We start from the raw sequence: 16,519 nt of genomic DNA, 5'->3' as shown, positions 1-16,519 counted from the left end.
GCTGTGTCGACCTGGTCCGGTGTGCCGGGCGACCTGGTCCGGCGACCAGGGAAGCGCGCTTCCTCGCCCTTGGCCGGGCACGTGGAACCTGGCCTCTCGGCGGAAGACACCCCCGGAGCCGGTCGGTGATCCTGAGACCCGATCATGCGGACAGGATCCCGCCGCCCGCCGGCGGCCGGTCCCCCGCCTCGCAGCAGGAGGCCAGCGCTCCCGATGTCGTCCGACACTTCCGCGGCAGAACTCTTCGACCCGATGTCCCCCGAGTACACCGCCTGCCCCTACGCGGCGTTCGCCCGCGCACGGCAGACGGAGCCGGTCGTCCACCAGGCCGCGCTGGACGAGTGGATCGTCACGGGACGTGCCGAGATCGAGGCCGTGCAACGGGACCACGGGGACTTCACCAGCCGCTACAACCTCGACGGTTCGTACCCCTTCTGCCCGGAGGCGAAGGAGATCCTGGACGGCTCGCTGTTCTTCCGGGTCGCCCTCTACAACGTCGACCCGCCGGCCCACACCCGTTTCCGCAACCTCGTCAGCGAGTTCTTCTCCCCGCGGGTCCTGCGGCGCCGCGAGGCCTCGATCCGGGAGATAGCCGCCCGGCTCGCCGCCGGCCTCGCGGACAAGGACGGGTGCGACCTCCTCCAGGAGTTCGCCTACCCGCTCCCCATGACGGTGATCTGCGACATCATCGGCATCCCGGAGGAGGACCGGGCCACGGTCAAGGCGTGGAACAACGACTGGCTCGCCCTCCAGGTCGTCCCGCTCCCCCCGGAGCAGCAGGTGCACTGCGCCGGCAACGTGGTCACCTACGAGAAGTACGTGCTCGGCCTGCTGGAGCGCCGCCGCAGCGAGCCGGCCGACGACCTGCTGACCGAACTGGTGCGGGCCGCCGACGCGGACGACCCGGTGTGCACGGTCGAGGACGCCGTGGTCGCGCTGCGCGTGATGATCGCGGCCGGGCACGAGACCACCACCAACCTGATCTCCAACGCCGTCCACCAGCTCCTGCGGGAACGCGACCGGTGGGAAGCGCTCGTCAAGGACCCGACCCTGGCCGGCGCCGCCGTGGAGGAGACCCTGCGCTTCGACTCCTCGGTGCAGGGCGCCCCCCGGGTCGCCACCCGGGCCAGGCGCATCGGTGACACGGAGGTCCCCGAAGGCGCCCGGCTGCGGGTGATGTTCGCGGCCGCGGGACGCGACCCCGAGTGGGTCGAGGACCCCGACACCTTCCGGCTCGACCGCCAGGGACCGCCCCGGCACCTGGGGTTCGGCCACGGCATCCACTTCTGCGTCGGCGCCGCGCTCGCCCGGCTGGAGGCCGGGATCGCCCTGGAGACGCTGGTGGAGACCTTCCCCGGCCTGCGCCTCGCCGACGGCTTCGAGCCGCGGTACCTGCCGGGCGGCTTCGTCTTCCGCGGCCTCGCCGAGCTGCCGGTCACCTGGTCCTGACCCGGCCACGCCGACTCGTCCACCCGCCGCCCCACCCCACACGGAGGCAAGACAACCATGGCTCTCGCGACCGCCGCACCGTCCGTTCCTCCCATGCCGGGACGCATTCCGCTCGCGGGCCACGCCGTGCAGATGTTCCGCAATCCGCTGCGGTTCTTCCAGAGCGTGAGCGAGCAGGGCGGCCTGGTACGGATCTGGCTCGGCACCAAGCAGGCCTACGTGGTCAGCGACCACGACATGCTGTACGACATCCTGGTCCGCAAGGCCAAGTCCTTCGAGAAGGGCATGCAGTTCGACCAGGCCCGTCCGCTGCTCGGCAACGGGATCCTGCTGTCGGAGGGCGACTTCCACCGCAGGCAGCGCCTGCTGATGCAGCCGGCCTTCCACCACGAGAAGATCGGCACCTACGTCGACGTCATGCGGGAGTCCGCCACCGACGTCTTCGGCACCTGGCGCGACGGCCAGCGCGTCGGCATGTACAACATGTTCTACGAACTGGCCGTACGCATCGTCATCAAGGCGCTGTTCTCCACGGACATGGTGGAGCAGGACGTGGCCGAGGTGTACAAGTCGATGCCCGTCGTGATCTCCGGCGTCGAGAAGCGCGCGGCCATTCCCCCGGCCCTCCTGGACCGCATCCCCACCCAGTCCAGCCGCGAGTTCCACAGCGCCATCGGCCGGCTGTACTCGATGGGGCGCCGCATCATCGCCGACTACCGGGCCAAGGGCGCCTCCGACCAGGCCGACGACCTGATGACCCTGCTGTTCGCGGCGCAGGCCGGCGGCAACAAGGAGATGACCGACAAGCAGATCCAGGACGAGTTCATGACGCTCCTGACGGCGGGGTCCGAGACCACGCCGAGCGCCATGAGCTGGACCTGCATGCTGCTCGGCCGCCACCCCGAGGTGCAGCGCCGGATGCAGGAGGAGGTCGACAAGGTGGTCGGCGACCGCCCTGTCGAGGCCGGTGACCTGCGCGACCTGGACTACACGCGGCGCGTCATCCAGGAGGCGCTGCGGATGTACCCGCCGGTGTGGGCCCTGGGCCGCAAGTGCGTGCAGGACACGGAACTCGGCGGTCACCTCATCCCGGCCGGCACCGAGGTCCTCTACTCCATCTACGCGGTCCACCACGACCCGAAGACCTACGACAACCCCGAGGCGTTCGACCCGGACCGCTGGCTGCCCGAGCGGGCCAAGCAGGTGCCGCGCAGCGCGTTCATGCCGTTCGGCGCGGGCGTCCGCAACTGCATCGGCGAGTCCTTCTCGTGGTTCGAGACCCAGACCGTTCTCGCCACCCTGATGCAGCAGTGGTCGGTGCAGCCGATCACCGGCGAGCCGGTGAAGCCGATAGCCATGGGCGCCCTGGTTCCCGGGGAGCTGCCCATGAAGGTCGTCAGGCGCGTCAAGTGACCGTCACCGACGCGCTGACGGAGAGCGCGGCGGTCACCGGGCGGGTCAACGGCAGTCTCGACGCCTTCCTCCGGGAGCGGCTCGCCGGGGAGTCCGACCCGGCGGCCCGTACGGCGCTGGCGCTGTTGCGCGACTTCACGCTCGACGGGGGCAAGCGGATCCGCCCGCTGTTCTGCTACTGGGGCTGGCGCGGCGCCGGCGGGTCCCCGGACGACCGCGAGGTCATCACCGTGGCCGCGGCACTGGAGCTCTTCCACACCGCGGCCCTGATCCACGACGACATCATCGACAACAGCGACCTGCGGCGCGGCCGGCCCACCGTCCACCTGTCCCTCGACAAGTGGCACGCGGAGCAGGACTGGCCGGGCGAGAGCCGGACCTTCGGGCAGAGCGGCGCGCTGCTCGTCGGGGACGCCTGCCTGATCTGGTCGGAGGAGCTGTTCCACAACAGCCCGCTGGTCACCCGGCGCGAGGTCGCCAGGCGGCTGTTCGCCCGGCTGCGCCAGTCGGCGGTCTACGGGGAGTACCTCGACCTGGTCGGTGAGACCCGCTGCGGCCGCCTCGACGACGCGCTGAAGATCATCCGGCACAAGACGGCCAGCTACACCGTCCGTTACCCCCTCCAGATCGGCGGCGCCCTCGCCGACGCCAGCGGCGAACTGCTGGCGGCGTACGACACGTTCGGCCTGCTGCTGGGCGAGGCCTTCCAGCTGCGCGACGACCTGATCGGGCTGTTCGGGGCGTCCGAGCTGACCGGCAAGGAACCCTCGGACGACGCCCGGCAGGGCAAGCCGACCGCCCTCATCGCCGTGGCCCGCCAGCGCGCCGACGAGGGGCAGCGCGCACGCCTGGACCTGCTCTACGGGGACGCACGGCTGGACCTGGACGGCCTCGCCGAACTGCGGGACGTGGTGCGGGCGACCGGAGCCACGGCCGTCGTCGAGCGGATGATCCGCGAGCGGCACGCCGGCGCGGTCCGCGCCCTGCGCGGGGCCCGGGTGGATCCCTCCGCGCTGACCGAGCTGGAGGCGCTGGCGGCGACCTCCGTGCACCGTGAAAGGTGAGTGACTCCATGTCGACCATCCCCAAGCCGTTCTCGGACGGCACGGAGATCTACCTGCCCGAGTTCCCCTACCTGCTGCCCGCGTGCAGCCACCCGCGCACGGACGACATCCGCGCGGAGTCGGACGCCTGGGTCAAGGAGGCCATGGGGTTCGCGATGACGGACCCGCGGGAGATGGAGCTGCTCCTGGAGGAGACCGCCTCCCTGTGGACCTGTCTGGTGCTGCCGACGGCCCGCGAGGACCGGCTGCGCCACCTGTGCAAGTACACCGAGTACCTCTCGGTGTTCGACAACGCGATGGTGGACCGCGCGAAGATCGGCAAGGATCCGGCGGCGGCCCAGGAGACGTTCCGGCGCGTGGCGGGCATCCTCGACGACCAGGCCGACGGCGCCGACTTCGCGTGGGGCTCGGTGCTGCACGGGCTGTGGAAGGACATGCGCGCGGACATGCCGCCCGCGGTGTGGGACCGGTTCATGGGGGAGGTCCGGCGCTTCCTCGCCGGCTGCGTCCATGAGATCACCTCCCGCTCCGAGGACCGGGTGTTCGACTACGAGACGTACATCGAGGTCCGCAAGGACAGCGTCGGCATGGGCATGTACTTCGTGCTCGGCGAGTACGGACTGGGCATCGACCTGACCGAGGACCTGCGGCGCCACCGGGAGCTGCGCGAGATCGTCGACACGGCCCTGGTCCACATCATGCTGACCAACGACATGTTCTCGTTCCGGGCCGAAGCGATGATGGACGACTACGTCAACGCCCTGTCGGTACTGCGCCTGAGCGAGGGACTCGGCCTCCAGGAGGCCGTGGACCGGCTGTTCGCCCTGGTCGACGGCAAGCGGGCCGAGTTCATGGCGGCGCGCGCGGCCATCGAGGCGGGCGAACTGGGCCGGCGCGAGGACATCCGCGCCTATCTGGACGCGCTGTGGCACATGATGGCCGGCAACCTGCAGTGGTCGTACCTGACGTCCCGGTACAACGGCCCGGGCCACCGGTGGAACGGGGTGCGCTCGGGCGTGCTGACGCTGCACCGGGACCGCACGGTCTTCAGCGACCGCGCCTACTGCTCGCTGCCGCGGGCCGAGGAGGTCCCCGCGTGAGCACCTCCTACGCGACCGCCCCCGGGCGGGTGCCGGGCCTGGGCCACGCCCTGGCGCTGATGCGCGGGCCGCTGGGGTTCCTGACCTCGCTGCGCGCCCACGGCGATCTGGTGCGCGTCGATCTCGGCCCCATGCCCTCCCTGTTCGTGACCTCGCCGCCGCTGATCCACACCCTGCTCACGGACCGCAAGGACCTGCTGGACAAGGGGCGGTTCTACGACAAGGTCCGGCCGCTGACGGGCAACGGCGTGATCCACGCCTACGGCGACGAGCACCGCCGCCAGCAGGCCATGATCAAGCCGTCGTTCCACCGGGACGAGATCACCCGCTACGTCGAGGTGATGCGCGAGGTCACGGAGGAGAAGACGGCCGGCTGGCGGGCCGGCGCGCGGATCCCGGTGGACAAGGCCATGCGGGACATCACCTTCAACATCCTGGCCCGCACCATGTTCGGCTCGGTCGTCGACCGGGCGGCCCACGAGGAACTGGCGGGCATCCTGCCCGTCGTCCTGGAGGCCATCATGTGGCGCACGGTGTCGCCGGGCGACCTGCTGGAGAAGCTGCCGCTGCCCATGAACCGCCGGTTCGACAGGGCCTTCGCCGATCTCCGCGACGCCATCAGCCGCGTGATGCTGGCCTACCGGCGGGGGACGGCCGAACCCGGCCGGGCCGGCATGCTCGCCATGCTGCTGGCGGCCCGGGACGAGGAGACCGGGAAGGGGATGACCGACGAGGAGCTCTGCAACCAGATCGTGTCGGTCACCATGGCCGGGTCGGAGACCGCGGCCACCGCCATGGCCTGGCTGTTCTACGAACTCGCCCGCCACCCGGAGATCGAGGAGCGGGTGCGCGCGGAGACCGAGGAGGTCGTCGGCGACCGGGACTTCACGATGGCCGACGTCGGCGATCTGCCCTACAGCCGACGGGTGCTGCAGGAGCTGATGCGGGTGCGGCAGCCGATCCTGGTCATCTCGCGGCGGGCCGTGCGGGACTTCCCCCTCGGCAGCGGGCACGTCAGGGCCGGCACCGAGCTGTTCTACAGCCCGTACGCCGTGCACCGGGACCCCGAGCTCTTCCCCGACCCGCTGCGCTTCGACCCGGACCGCTGGCTGGAACGGCCGGCCGCCAGTCTGCCGAAGGGCGCGTACACACCGTTCGGGGCGGGGCCGCGGCACTGCATCGGCGAGCAGTTCGCCTGGGCGATGATGCACGTGGTCCTGGGCATGATCGTCCGCCGCTGGCGGCTGACGCTCCCCGACGGGGTCGCCGTCAGGGAGATGCCGTGGGCGACGGTCAACCCCGATCACATGCCGATGACGGCGAGCGCGGTCCGGCCCCGGAAGCCGGTGGCGTGCCCGTGAGCCTGCGCATCACGGTGGACACCGAGCGCTGCTGCGGCTCGGGCATGTGCGCGCTGAGCGCCCCGGACGTGTTCGACCAGCGGGACGGTGACGGGACGGTCGTATTGATGACGCAATTCGCGCCACCTGGCCGAGAACTTTCGGTGAGGACCGCCTCGGAGAACTGTCCGTGCGGCGCCATTTCCGTGTCCACCACGGTAAAGGCCGGGTACGGAGACGGGAAAGACTGACGAAGATCCCCTCGTGGGCGCGGCAGAAACCGGGCCGGTCGTCGGAACTCTCTTGTGGGGGCACCGACGTTCGATTAGCCTGCCCGTGGTTATGGGGGCGCCGCGCACTTGGTTCACTTTTCGACGAAAGGTTTCTTTGCGCCTCCCGCAGACGCTACTGAAGAGTAACGATAACGGGGTAGGGGAGCGCATTGCCGGTCGGCCTCACGCACAACGCGTCGTTCGATTCTCTAGCTGACACTGTGCGGGTGGTCGTCTGCGACCACCACCCGCACGCCAGATTCGGCGTGCGGACGCTGCTCTCGCAGGACACCGGCATCTCCGTGCTCGCCGAGGCGGCGGACGAACGGCAGGCGGTGAAGCGGGTCGTGGAGCACCGGCCCGACGTCGTCCTGCTGGAGGCGGGGCTCGCCGAAGCGGTCCACGAACTGGCCAAGGCGGTCCACCACGCCCCGCTCGTCGTGGTCTACGGCATCGAGACGGTGACGCCCGAGCGACTGGCCGATCTGGTCAGGGGCAACGTGTGCGGTGTCGTCCACCGCGACGCGGCCAACGACGAGCTGGTCCACGTGGTGCACGCGGTCGTGTCGGGCGGCGGTTACGCCTCGCCGGAGCTCACCGGATGCATGCTCCAGGCCATCCGGGCCGGCTACGCGACCCCGGGCGTGGACCACCACCTGCGGGACCGGCTCACCGAGCGGGAGAACGTCGTCCTGAACCTGCTGTGCCAGGGACTGTCCAACAAGGCCATCGCGGCGGCCCTGTCCGTCAGCGAGAAGACCGTCAAGTTCCACGTCTCCAACGTGCTGGCGAAGTCCGGGGTCAGCACCCGGACCCAGCTGATCGCGGCCCTGGGCTCGTTCTCCGCCCCTTACGGCCACCCCCTGCGGCGCCGCAGCGCCTGACGCCGGCGGCACCCCCGCCGTGGCCGGTCGTCACCTGGTCCATGGTCCAGGATCAAGGACGACCGGCCTCGCCGGGAGGCGGGCCGGGGACCTGGTTCTTAGGCCGAAGACACCCCGTCGGCGTGCGGAAATACTGGTTCCGCGCAGGCGGTGAGAGTTTTTCCTGCTTCCTTTCGGAAACGGCCGGCGTGCGCTGTACGGCTCGAATTGACGCGACGGGAATGAGTGCTTGATGTCGAGGCTGCGGTATTTGGATCCCAGCGAGGCGTATCACGCATTTGTCGACTGGTCCGGTTCTTATTCCATAGCGATTGACGGCGCCGTCGACACGGACCGGCTGATACGGGCGTTCGAGGCACTGTGCGACGCCGTCCCGCTGCTGACCGGCAGCCTCGGCCGGGACGAGAAGGGCTACTTCTTCCGGATCCCGCCCGGACAGCGGCCCGAGACCACCGTCCGGGACGTCGCGGGGGCCGGGACGGAGCGGGAATCGGCCTACCTGGCGGAGATGGCACGCCCCTTGGATTCCCGCCGCGGACTGTGCCGGCTCGTCCTGGTGCGCGGCCAGGACACCGCGCACGTCATCCTCGTGCTGCACCACAGCATGATCGACGGGCGCGGCGGCGTCACCCTGCTGGAGAAGCTGTGCCGCAACTACACCGCGCTCACCGAGGGCCGGACCCCGCCCTACGCCGCCCCCGAGGCCCCCGCCCAGCTGTCCGCCGAGACCCTGCTGAAGACCCGCGGCCCGGCCGGCGTCGACGAGAGCGCCGTCGACCGGGCGGCACTGCGCGCGGCGCTGGCCGCCGCGCCGTCCCCGCCGCCGCTGCCGGTGGTCCCCGGGCGACTGCGGCTCGACGCGCGCGAGACCTCCTCGCTGCGCGCGTCGCTGCGGGCCGACGGGAGCTCGGTGCACGCCTTCGTGGCCGGCGCGGCGACCGTGGCGGTACGGGAGGGGCGGCCCGATCCGGGCACGCCCGACCTGGTCTGCGGCTGCCCGGTGGACCTGCGCGGCCGGACCGATCCGCCGGTGACCGTCGAGGAGTCCACCAACTTCGTCAGCGGCGTGGAGACGTCGGTCCCGGTGCCGCGCGGCGCCGACCCGACCGAGGTCGGCCGCGTGATCAAGGAGCGGCTGGACAAGGCCATCGACAGCGGCGAGGCGGAGCGCGCCATCCTCCAGGCCGGCCAGTTCGCGGCCGCCGAACCCGTCTCCGTCGACCTGGTCGTGACCAACCTCGGCCCGCTGCCGGAGTTCACGGCACCCGCCGGCCTGCGCGTGACGGACTTCCGCGGCTACACCACGACCACCATGCACGGCCTGCTGCTGTTCGTCGTGACCTCCTACGGGGGCCGGCTCAGCATCGAGATCACCTCGCCCGAGGGACTGCTCTCCGCGCAGGAGCGCACGGCCCTCGCGGACCGTACCGCGGAGTTGCTCCGCGCCCGCACCACGAACCAGGAGCGCGCATGACCCAGCAGGGAGCCAGGGCCCCACGTATCCCGACGGAGCGAGTCCACCCGCTGGACCCCCCGCCGGAGCTGTCCGAGATGCGCTCGCGCTGCCCCGTGGCCCCGCTGACCTACGCGGACGGCCACGAGGGATGGATCGTCACGCGGCACGAGTTCGCCCGGCAGGTGCTGTCCGACCCGCGGTTCAGCTCCGACCCGCGCATCCGGCACTCGGCGGTGCACGACGTCCTGGGCGACGGGCAGCCGCCCGAGGAGGACGTGCCGGGCATGTTCGTCGGCATGGACCCCCCGGACCACACCAAGTACCGCCGGCTGCTCACCGGTGAACTGAGCACCCGGCGCATGCGCGAGATGGAACCGAAGATCGCCGCGGTCGCGCACGAACTGGTCGACCGGATGCAGGCGGACGGCGCGACCACCGCCGACCTCGTCACCGCGTTCGCCATGCCGTTGCCGTCCCGGGTCATCTGCGACCTGCTGGGAATCCAGTACGGCGACTGGCAGGAAATCCAGCCGGTCTCCGAGAAGATGCTGCGCATCGATTCCTCCGCCGACGAGGTGAAGGAGTGCTACCGCATCATCTTCGAATTCCTCGCGAACGTCGTCGCGACGAAACGCAAGGAGCCGGCCGACGACCTGCTGAGCGGGCTCGTGCAGTCGGCCGAACTCAGCGACGTGGAATTGACCAGTGTGGCGTTCCAGCTTTTCACCGCGGGCCACGAGACGACCGCCAACATGTTCTCGCTGGGCACCTATACCCTGCTGACCCACCCGGACCAGCTCGCCGCCCTGCGCGCCGACGAGGGCCTGATGAGCGGTGCCGTCGAGGAACTCCTGCGCTATCTGACCGTCATCCAGTTCGGCATCTCGCGCGGCGCCAAGGAGGACGTGGAGCTCGGCGGACAGACGGTGCGGGCCGGGCAGACGGTCACCGTGTCGCTGCCCGCCGCCAACCGGGACCCCGACCGTTTCGAGGAGCCGGACCGCTTCGACGTCGCACGCGTGCCCTCCGGCAACATCGCCTTCGGCTTCGGCGTGCACCAGTGCGTGGCCCAGCAACTGGCCCGGGCCGAGCTGCGCATCGGTTTCCAGGTGCTGCTCGACCGGCTGCCGCACCTGCGCCTGGCGGTGCCGGCCGAGCAGGTGCGGATGCGGGACGGGGCCATCGTGTACGGGTGCCAGGAACTGCCGGTGGCGTGGTAGCCGCCAGGGCGCCGCGCCGGTCGGTACCCGCCGGGCGCGGCCCCCGTGGCAGCGGGCCGCGCTCAGCGGGACGGCAGCCGCAGACCGCCGTCCAGCCGGATGGTCTCACCGTTGATCATGCGGTTGGCGAGGATGTGGACCACCAGCTCGGCGAACTCCTCCGCCCGGCCCCACCTGCGCGGATGCGGTACGACACCGGCCAGCGCGGTCCTCTTGTCGTCGGGCAGGACCTCGGCCGCCGGAGTGTCGAACAGGCCCGGAGCCACGGTGACCACCCGGATCAGGACCCCGCCGAGATCCCTGGCCAGCGGCAGGGTCATGCCCGCCACCCCGGCCTTGGAGGCGGCGTAGGCGGCCTGCCCGGTCTGACCGTCGAAGGCCGCTATGGAGGCGGTGTTGACGATGACACCCCGCTCCCCGTCCACGGGCTCGTTGCGGGCCATCAGCTCGGCGGCCAGGCGCACCACGTTGAAGGTGCCCACCAGGTTCGACTCGACCACGTCGGCGAACTCCTTGAGCGAGTGCGGGCCCGAGCGGCCCACGACCCGCGCCGCGTGCGCCCGGCCGGCGCAGTTCACCGCGGCCCGGAGCACCCCGCGCTCGGCCGCGACGCCGACGGCCCGCTCGACGTCGCCCTCCGCGGCCACGTCCCCGGCCACGAAGACCGCCTCGGGACCCAGCCGCCGCACCGCCCGCTCGCCCCGTTCCCGGGAGCGTCCGAGCAGCACCGGCCGCACGCCGTCGGCGAGCAGCCGCTCGGCGGTCGCGAGACCCAGACCCGAGGTTCCACCGGTGACAAGAGCGACGGGACGAGGCATGGCAGGCCTTTCCTCGGAAGAAAGCGGAAAACCGCGGTAGGGGCGATTCCATAGTGGTCGAGCGGCCCGAATGCGGCAAGCATTTCTTGGGATTGCCCACGATATCGCAAATGACGTAAGGAGTGTGCGGACGGTGCGAAATTCGTCTCCGATGCCCGTGGGAATTCGGTCGATAGGACGTTACGTCCCCGATCTGGAAGTGTCGAACGCGGATGTCGTCGCCCGCTTCGACACCAGCGACGAATGGATCCGGGAAAAGCTGGGAATTCACACGCGCCGGGTGGCCCGGCCCGGCCAGCTGACCTCCGACCTGGCGGTCGAGGCACTCCGGGACGCCTGCACGCGCGCCGACATCGACCCCGGGACCATCGACCTGGTCATCTGCTGCACGGGGACACCCGACCACATGCTCCCCGCCATGGCGGCGGCCGTGCTGCGCAAGGCGGGCCTGTACGACATCCGGGGCTTCGACGTGAACGCCGGAGGCTGCGCGGGCGGGGTCTTCGCCCTGGACGTGGGCGTGAAGTACATCCGCTCCGGGGACTACCACCGGGTCGCCGTCGTCATCGCCGACACGGTCGCCCAGTGCCTGGACCCCGAGGACCGCACGGGACACGCCATCTTCGGGGACGGCGCCGGCTGCTACCTGCTGGAGGCGTGCCGGGAGGGCAGCGGCGTCGGCCCCACGCTGATGCGCACCAAACCGGAGCTGTACGACGTCGCCTTCACGGAGCGTCAGGACCCGCCCGGCGGCCTGCCCAACCGCTTCAGCGGGCCCAACTACATGCGCATGGACGGCAGGGGCGTACGCGACTTCGCCCTGGACGTGGTGCCCGACTTCGCGGAGCAGGTGGTCAAGGCGGCCGGCACCACGCTGGACGACGTCGACCTCATCGTCACCCACCAGGCCAACCCGACCCTGCTGCGCAGGCTGGTCCGCGAGCTGGGCCAGCCGGAGTCGAAGGCCGTCGTGGTGGCGGACCGTTTCGGCAACACCAGTGGGTCCAGCGTGATCCTGGCCCTCGTGGACGCCGTGGACAGCGGCCGGCTGCGGCCGGGCGACGACGTCCTCCTGGTGTCGTTCGGCTCGGGCATGAGCTACGGCGGGACCGTGCTGCGCTGGTGCGCGCCGGAGGACTTCGGCGCCGGCCTGGTGGGGGCGGCATGACGCATCCCGAGACGGACGCACCGCACGAGGTCAGCCTCGTCACCGGGGCCTCCCGGGGCATCGGGCGCGCGGTGGCGTGCGCGCTCGCCCGCCGCGGCGGCCACGTGGTGATCAACTACAAGCGGGACGAGGAGGCGGCGCGGACCGCGCTGGAGGAGGTCGAGAAGGCCGGCGGCGAGGGCAGTCTCTTCCGCGCGGACGTGGAGGACCCCGAGGCGGTGGCGGAACTGTTCGACTTCGTCGAGCGCCGGCACGGCCGCCTCGACCACCTGGTGGCCAACGCCGCGGCGGGCCCCGCCAAGAGCGTCGACCAGGTGGAGCTGCGCCATCTCGCCCGCAGCCACGCCATGAACTCCCAGTCCTTCGTGGTCGCCGCCCAGCACGCCGTCCGCCTGATGGACCGGGGCGGCCGGATCGTGGCCGTGTCCTCGCTCGCCGCCGGACGCGCCATGCCCGGCTACGCCGCCATCGGGGCGCAGAAGGCGGCCCTGGAGGCGTGGGTGCGCTACTTCGCCGCCGAGCTGGCCCCCCGGGGCGTCAACGTGAACGCGGTGACCGGCGGGATGATCCGGACGGACTCCCTGGACCACTATCTCGGTGCCACGGGCCTGACGGACGGGGACATCGTGCCGCACATCCCCAAGGGCCGGGCGGGTTCACCGCGGGAGGTGGCCGACGCCGTGGACTTCCTGCTGTCGCCCGCCGCCGAGTACATCACCGGCCAGAACCTGGTGGTCGACGGCGGACTGAGCATCTCCGCGCCCTTCTGCGGTCACCCCGCCTGAACGAGCGGGGCCGCCCGCCGGGGAGTCCGGGCCGGCGGGCCGGCCCGGACGGCGGAGGCTACGGCAGCGCCAGCATCCGCTCCAGCGCCAGCTTCGCGAACGCCTCGGTCTCCTGGTCGACCTCGATCCGGTTGACCAGGGTGCCCTCGGCGAGGGACTCCAGCGCCCAGACCAGGTGCGGCAGGTCGATCCGGTTCATCGTCGAGCAGAAGCAGACCGTCTTGTCGAGGAAGACGATCTCCTTGCCCTCGGAGGCGAAACGGTTCGCCAGCCGCCGGACCAGGTTCAGCTCGGTGCCGATCGCCCACTTGGAACCGGCCGGGGCCGCCTCCAGGGTCTTGATGATGTACTCGGTCGAGCCGACGTAGTCCGCCGCGGCCACGACCTCGTGCCGGCACTCGGGGTGGACCAGGACGTTCACGCCCGGGATGCGCTCGCGCACGTCGTTCACCGAGTCCAGGCTGAAGCGGCCGTGCACCGAGCAGTGACCGCGCCACAGGATCATCTTCGCGGCGCGCAGTTCCTCGGCCGTCAGCCCGCCGTTCGGCTTGTGCGGGTTGTAGAGGACGCAGTCCTCCAGGGACATGCCCATGTCCCGCACCGCGGTGTTGCGGCCCAGGTGCTGGTCGGGCAGGAACAGCACCTTCTCGCCCTGCTCGAAGGCCCAGTTCAGGGCCCGCTCGGCGTTGGAGGAGGTGCAGATGGTGCCGCCGTGCTTCCCGGTGAACGCCTTGATGTCCGCCGAGGAGTTCATGTACGAGACGGGCACGACCTGCTCGGCGATCCCGGCCTCGGTCAGCACGTCCCAGCACTCGGCGACCTGCTCGGCGGTGGCCATGTCCGCCATGGAACAGCCGGCCGCGAGGTCGGGCAGGACCACCTTCTGGTCGTCGGAGGTCAGGATGTCCGCCGACTCCGCCATGAAGTGGACGCCGCAGAAGACGATGTACTCGGCCTCGGGGCGCGCGGCGGCGTCCCGGGCCAGCTTGAAGGAGTCGCCCGTGACGTCCGCGAACTGGATGACCTCGTCGCGCTGGTAGTGGTGTCCGAGGACGAAGACCTTGTCCCCGAGCTTCTCCTTGGCCGCACGGGCGCGCGCGACCAGGTCCGGGTCGGAGGGCGAGGGCAGGTCGCCGGGGCACTCCACGCCGCGCTCGCTCCTCGGGTCGGCCTCGCGGCCGAGCAGCAACAGGGCGAGGGGCGTCGGCTGCACGTCGAGCTCCTGGGGCTGGGCGGTGGTCACGACACGCACCCTTTCTACTTTTCGTCGAACTGACGCTATATATCATAACCGCTTCACGTCACTTTGACGATGCCGCTCATGTCGATGTGACGTGAATCCCGGTCCCCGAGCCGCTGTCCGCGCCCCGGGGCATGTGCGAGCATGAAGAGAAGGCCGAGGAGCACACCACGGGTCCGTCCCGGAATGAATCCGCGGCCCCGTCGGTTGGAACCGTCGGCAAGCAGTCTCCGTACAACCCGGGAGAGATGTAGATGTCCGTATCGGACGAGACCACCACCGTCACCGACGGCATCATCCTGACCGACGCCGCCGCGGCCAAGGTCAAGGCCCTGCTCGACCAGGAAGGCCGTGACGACCTGGCGCTGCGCGTCGCCGTCCAGCCCGGCGGCTGCTCCGGCCTGCGCTACCAGCTCTTCTTCGACGAGCGTTCGCTCGACGGCGACGTCGTGAAGGACTTCGGCGGGGTCAAGGTCACCACCGACCGCATGAGCGCCCCGTACCTCGGCGGTGCCACCATCGACTTCGTGGACACGATCGAGAAGCAGGGCTTCACGATCGACAACCCGAACGCGACGGGCTCCTGCGCCTGCGGCGACTCCTTCAGCTGAGCCGCGCGACACCGTGCGAAGGGCGGCGGCCCGGGGGTTCTCCCCCGGGCCGCCGCCCCTTTTCGGCTCTCCGGCCGCCCTTTTCGGCCGACGGCGTCCAGCCGGTGGGCGTCAGCGGTGACCGGAGGGTGCCGGAAGCCGCGCGCCGGGCTTGAACACCGGGATCTCCTTGCCGTCCGTCCCCACGACCTTCCGGTCGCCGAGCGGCTTGTCGAGCGTCACCGTCCGCTCGTACTCCTTGGCGATCAGGATGCAGATCCGGTCCGGATGCGGCGTCTCGGTCACCGTGACCGTCACCCGCCCCGCGTCCTCCTTCGCCGCCGCGTCGTAGTCGGCGCACACCCCGCCGCTGAAGTGCACGGTCAGCTCGGTGCCCTCGGCCGTCCAGCCGCTCACCCGCACGTCCTGGGGCGACGCAGGTGCCGAGGTCGGCCCGTCGGACGGGGACGGGGCGGGGGAGGTCAGGTACTTCGGGTCGACGGCCGGATACGTCACCGTGAAGGGGTCCGCGGTGCCCGGCGCGCGCACCTCGAACAGCCAGGACGGCACCAGCGTCGGCCGCCCCCGCACCGGATGCGCGGCCAGCCCGAACACCGCTTCCCGGACCGTGATCGTCTGCCGGTCGGAGGTCTCCGGCTTCTCCGGCTTCCCCGGTGCGCCCGTCGCCGTGGACGGCTCGCACGGCGCCTCCCGCGTGCCCTCCTCCAGCGGCACCGGCCCCGCGCAGCCGCCGATGCCGGCCCGGGGGCCGCCGCCCGGCGAGTTCAGCAGCGCCAGCGTCTCCCTGGCGTCGAGGACCGGATACGTGTCCCCCTTGACCGGCGCCGCCAGCCGGCCGCTGCCGCCGACCACCTCGCCCCGCGCGCCGACGACCACGCCGGTCGTCCAGCCGTACGTCGGCAGCCCCCCGACCTCGGGGTCGGCGTTCACGGCCCGCCGGGCACCCATGACCTGGCCCGCGTCCAGCTTGGCGTCGTCCTGGCCCAGCGCCTTCAGCACCGGAGCCGCCGCCTTCTTCGCGGCCGCCTCGCTCACCGGTGTCCCGTCGGCCGACGGCGCCTTGCACACGGCGCCCTTCTTGCAGTCGTCGGTGCCGGGCGTGTAGCGCTGGAACGTCCAGGTGCCCGGCGCCTGCCGGCTCACGGTGAGCAGCGGGCCCGCACCGTCCTTGGCGTTTCCGGCCTTCCAGGCCTCGCCCTGGAGCCGCGGCGCCCCGTCGATGCCGAGGGCCTTCGCCAGGCGGGCCACCTCCGCCCGGCCGACCTCGTCCTTCGCCCGGTACACGGGCGCCGAGCCGGGTCCCTCGGGGAGCGGGCCGCCGGCGCGGTAGGTGACGCCGTACGGGTTGGGCTCGCCGGGCGCGATGCCGTTCGTGTCACCGCCGCCCGGGCCGCCCGGGGGCGGTGCTCCGTAGCCGTCGAGGGCGAGCGGCGGCGGAGTGTCGTCGCCCGGCGCCCCCGATGACGTACCGCCGTCCGAGCCGCCACCGGAGGCGGACGTGGCCAGATACGCCCCGCCGCCCCCCACGAGCAGCATGGCAGCGGCGACGGACGCGACGGCGACCGCCGGGGGACGCCGCCGCTCGGGACGCCCGGTGCCGGCCTCGTCGGCGGCCGGGGCGTCGTCGTTGTCGGGTCGCTCGGTGTTCACCGCATCGCTCCTTCGGCTGTTGCTGGGGACAGCGATGGGACGCGGTGGG

15 protein-coding genes are annotated in these 16,519 nt (G+C 71.4%); 12 read left to right on the top strand and 3 right to left on the bottom strand.

All coding sequences use genetic code 11. The features are described 5' to 3' along the window. Positions 1-213 precede the first annotated feature (213 nt). From ACIRG6_RS01225 to ACIRG6_RS01185, 9 genes are all read left to right on the top strand, one after another. A complete protein-coding gene (locus tag ACIRG6_RS01225; protein WP_318218255.1) occupies positions 214-1,449 on the top strand; it encodes a cytochrome P450 in 1,236 nt (411 codons plus the stop codon). A gap of 57 nt (positions 1,450-1,506) precedes the next feature. Next, the gene (locus tag ACIRG6_RS01220; RefSeq protein ID WP_225633227.1) at positions 1,507-2,862 is read left to right on the top strand and encodes a cytochrome P450; all 1,356 of its coding nucleotides are present in this window, start codon (positions 1,507-1,509) and stop codon (positions 2,860-2,862) included. Next, positions 2,859-3,926 carry a polyprenyl synthetase family protein gene (locus ACIRG6_RS01215; RefSeq protein ID WP_239771471.1) on the top strand — a complete coding sequence of 356 codons (1,068 nt, stop codon included), beginning with the start codon at positions 2,859-2,861 and terminating at the stop codon, positions 3,924-3,926. The genes ACIRG6_RS01220 and ACIRG6_RS01215 overlap by 4 nt, the downstream gene beginning before the upstream one ends. An 8-nt stretch (positions 3,927-3,934) precedes the next feature. Beyond that, positions 3,935-5,026 (top strand): terpene synthase family protein, encoded by a 1,092-nt coding sequence (locus ACIRG6_RS01210; RefSeq protein ID WP_239771469.1) that lies wholly within the window; start codon positions 3,935-3,937, stop codon positions 5,024-5,026. Further along, complete coding sequence (locus ACIRG6_RS01205; protein WP_318218253.1) at positions 5,023-6,387, top strand: cytochrome P450; 1,365 nt, start codon at positions 5,023-5,025, stop codon at positions 6,385-6,387. The genes ACIRG6_RS01210 and ACIRG6_RS01205 overlap by 4 nt, the downstream gene beginning before the upstream one ends. After that, positions 6,384-6,617, top strand: a complete 234-nt coding sequence (locus tag ACIRG6_RS01200; RefSeq protein ID WP_381688331.1) for a ferredoxin — start codon at positions 6,384-6,386, stop codon at positions 6,615-6,617. Before ACIRG6_RS01205 ends, ACIRG6_RS01200 begins: the two co-directional genes overlap by 4 nt. 248 nt (positions 6,618-6,865) lie before the next feature. Next, positions 6,866-7,522 (top strand): response regulator transcription factor, encoded by a 657-nt coding sequence (locus ACIRG6_RS01195; RefSeq protein ID WP_318218252.1) that lies wholly within the window; start codon positions 6,866-6,868, stop codon positions 7,520-7,522. A gap of 232 nt (positions 7,523-7,754) precedes the next feature. Then, positions 7,755-8,996, top strand: coding sequence for a phthiocerol/phthiodiolone dimycocerosyl transferase family protein (locus ACIRG6_RS01190; RefSeq protein ID WP_350725627.1), 1,242 nt, complete (start codon positions 7,755-7,757; stop codon positions 8,994-8,996). After that, a complete protein-coding gene (locus ACIRG6_RS01185) occupies positions 8,993-10,198 on the top strand; it encodes a cytochrome P450 (protein ID WP_318218250.1) in 1,206 nt (401 codons plus the stop codon). The genes ACIRG6_RS01190 and ACIRG6_RS01185 overlap by 4 nt, the downstream gene beginning before the upstream one ends. A 62-nt stretch (positions 10,199-10,260) precedes the next feature. On the opposite strand, the gene ACIRG6_RS01180 is transcribed toward ACIRG6_RS01185, so the two are convergent. Then, positions 10,261-11,016 (bottom strand): SDR family NAD(P)-dependent oxidoreductase, encoded by a 756-nt coding sequence (locus ACIRG6_RS01180; protein WP_318218249.1) that lies wholly within the window; start codon positions 11,014-11,016, stop codon positions 10,261-10,263. Between the two features lie 70 nt (positions 11,017-11,086). Between ACIRG6_RS01180 and ACIRG6_RS01175 the strand changes: the two genes are divergently transcribed. Together ACIRG6_RS01175 and ACIRG6_RS01170 are read left to right on the top strand one after the other, a co-directional pair. Next, positions 11,087-12,184, top strand: coding sequence for a 3-oxoacyl-ACP synthase III family protein (locus ACIRG6_RS01175; protein WP_318218248.1), 1,098 nt, complete (start codon positions 11,087-11,089; stop codon positions 12,182-12,184). Then, positions 12,181-12,969 carry an SDR family oxidoreductase gene (locus ACIRG6_RS01170; RefSeq protein WP_364684566.1) on the top strand — a complete coding sequence of 263 codons (789 nt, stop codon included), beginning with the start codon at positions 12,181-12,183 and terminating at the stop codon, positions 12,967-12,969. Before ACIRG6_RS01175 ends, ACIRG6_RS01170 begins: the two co-directional genes overlap by 4 nt. Positions 12,970-13,027: 58 nt before the next feature. On the opposite strand, the gene nadA is transcribed toward ACIRG6_RS01170, so the two are convergent. Then, positions 13,028-14,212, bottom strand: coding sequence for a quinolinate synthase NadA (gene nadA / locus ACIRG6_RS01165; RefSeq protein WP_239771457.1), 1,185 nt, complete (start codon positions 14,210-14,212; stop codon positions 13,028-13,030). Positions 14,213-14,463: 251 nt separating this feature from the next. Here nadA and ACIRG6_RS01160 point away from each other — a divergent pair, with 251 nt between their 5' ends. Further along, positions 14,464-14,820: an iron-sulfur cluster assembly accessory protein gene (locus tag ACIRG6_RS01160; RefSeq protein WP_030405042.1), complete on the top strand. Its 357-nt coding sequence runs from the start codon at positions 14,464-14,466 to the stop codon at positions 14,818-14,820. Positions 14,821-14,931: 111 nt separating this feature from the next. Here the strand turns inward: ACIRG6_RS01160 and ACIRG6_RS01155 are convergent, their stop codons facing one another. Then, entirely contained in the window at positions 14,932-16,470 is a 1,539-nt protein-coding gene (locus tag ACIRG6_RS01155) for a hypothetical protein (protein WP_365020661.1), read from the bottom strand. Positions 16,471-16,519 lie beyond the last annotated feature (49 nt).

This window comes from Streptomyces flaveolus (assembly GCF_044765825.1).
In the GTDB taxonomy this organism is placed as follows: domain Bacteria; phylum Actinomycetota; class Actinomycetes; order Streptomycetales; family Streptomycetaceae; genus Streptomyces; species Streptomyces flaveolus.
Note: the sequence above shows the minus strand (reverse complement) of the source record. Positions and strands in the feature narration are given on the sequence as shown.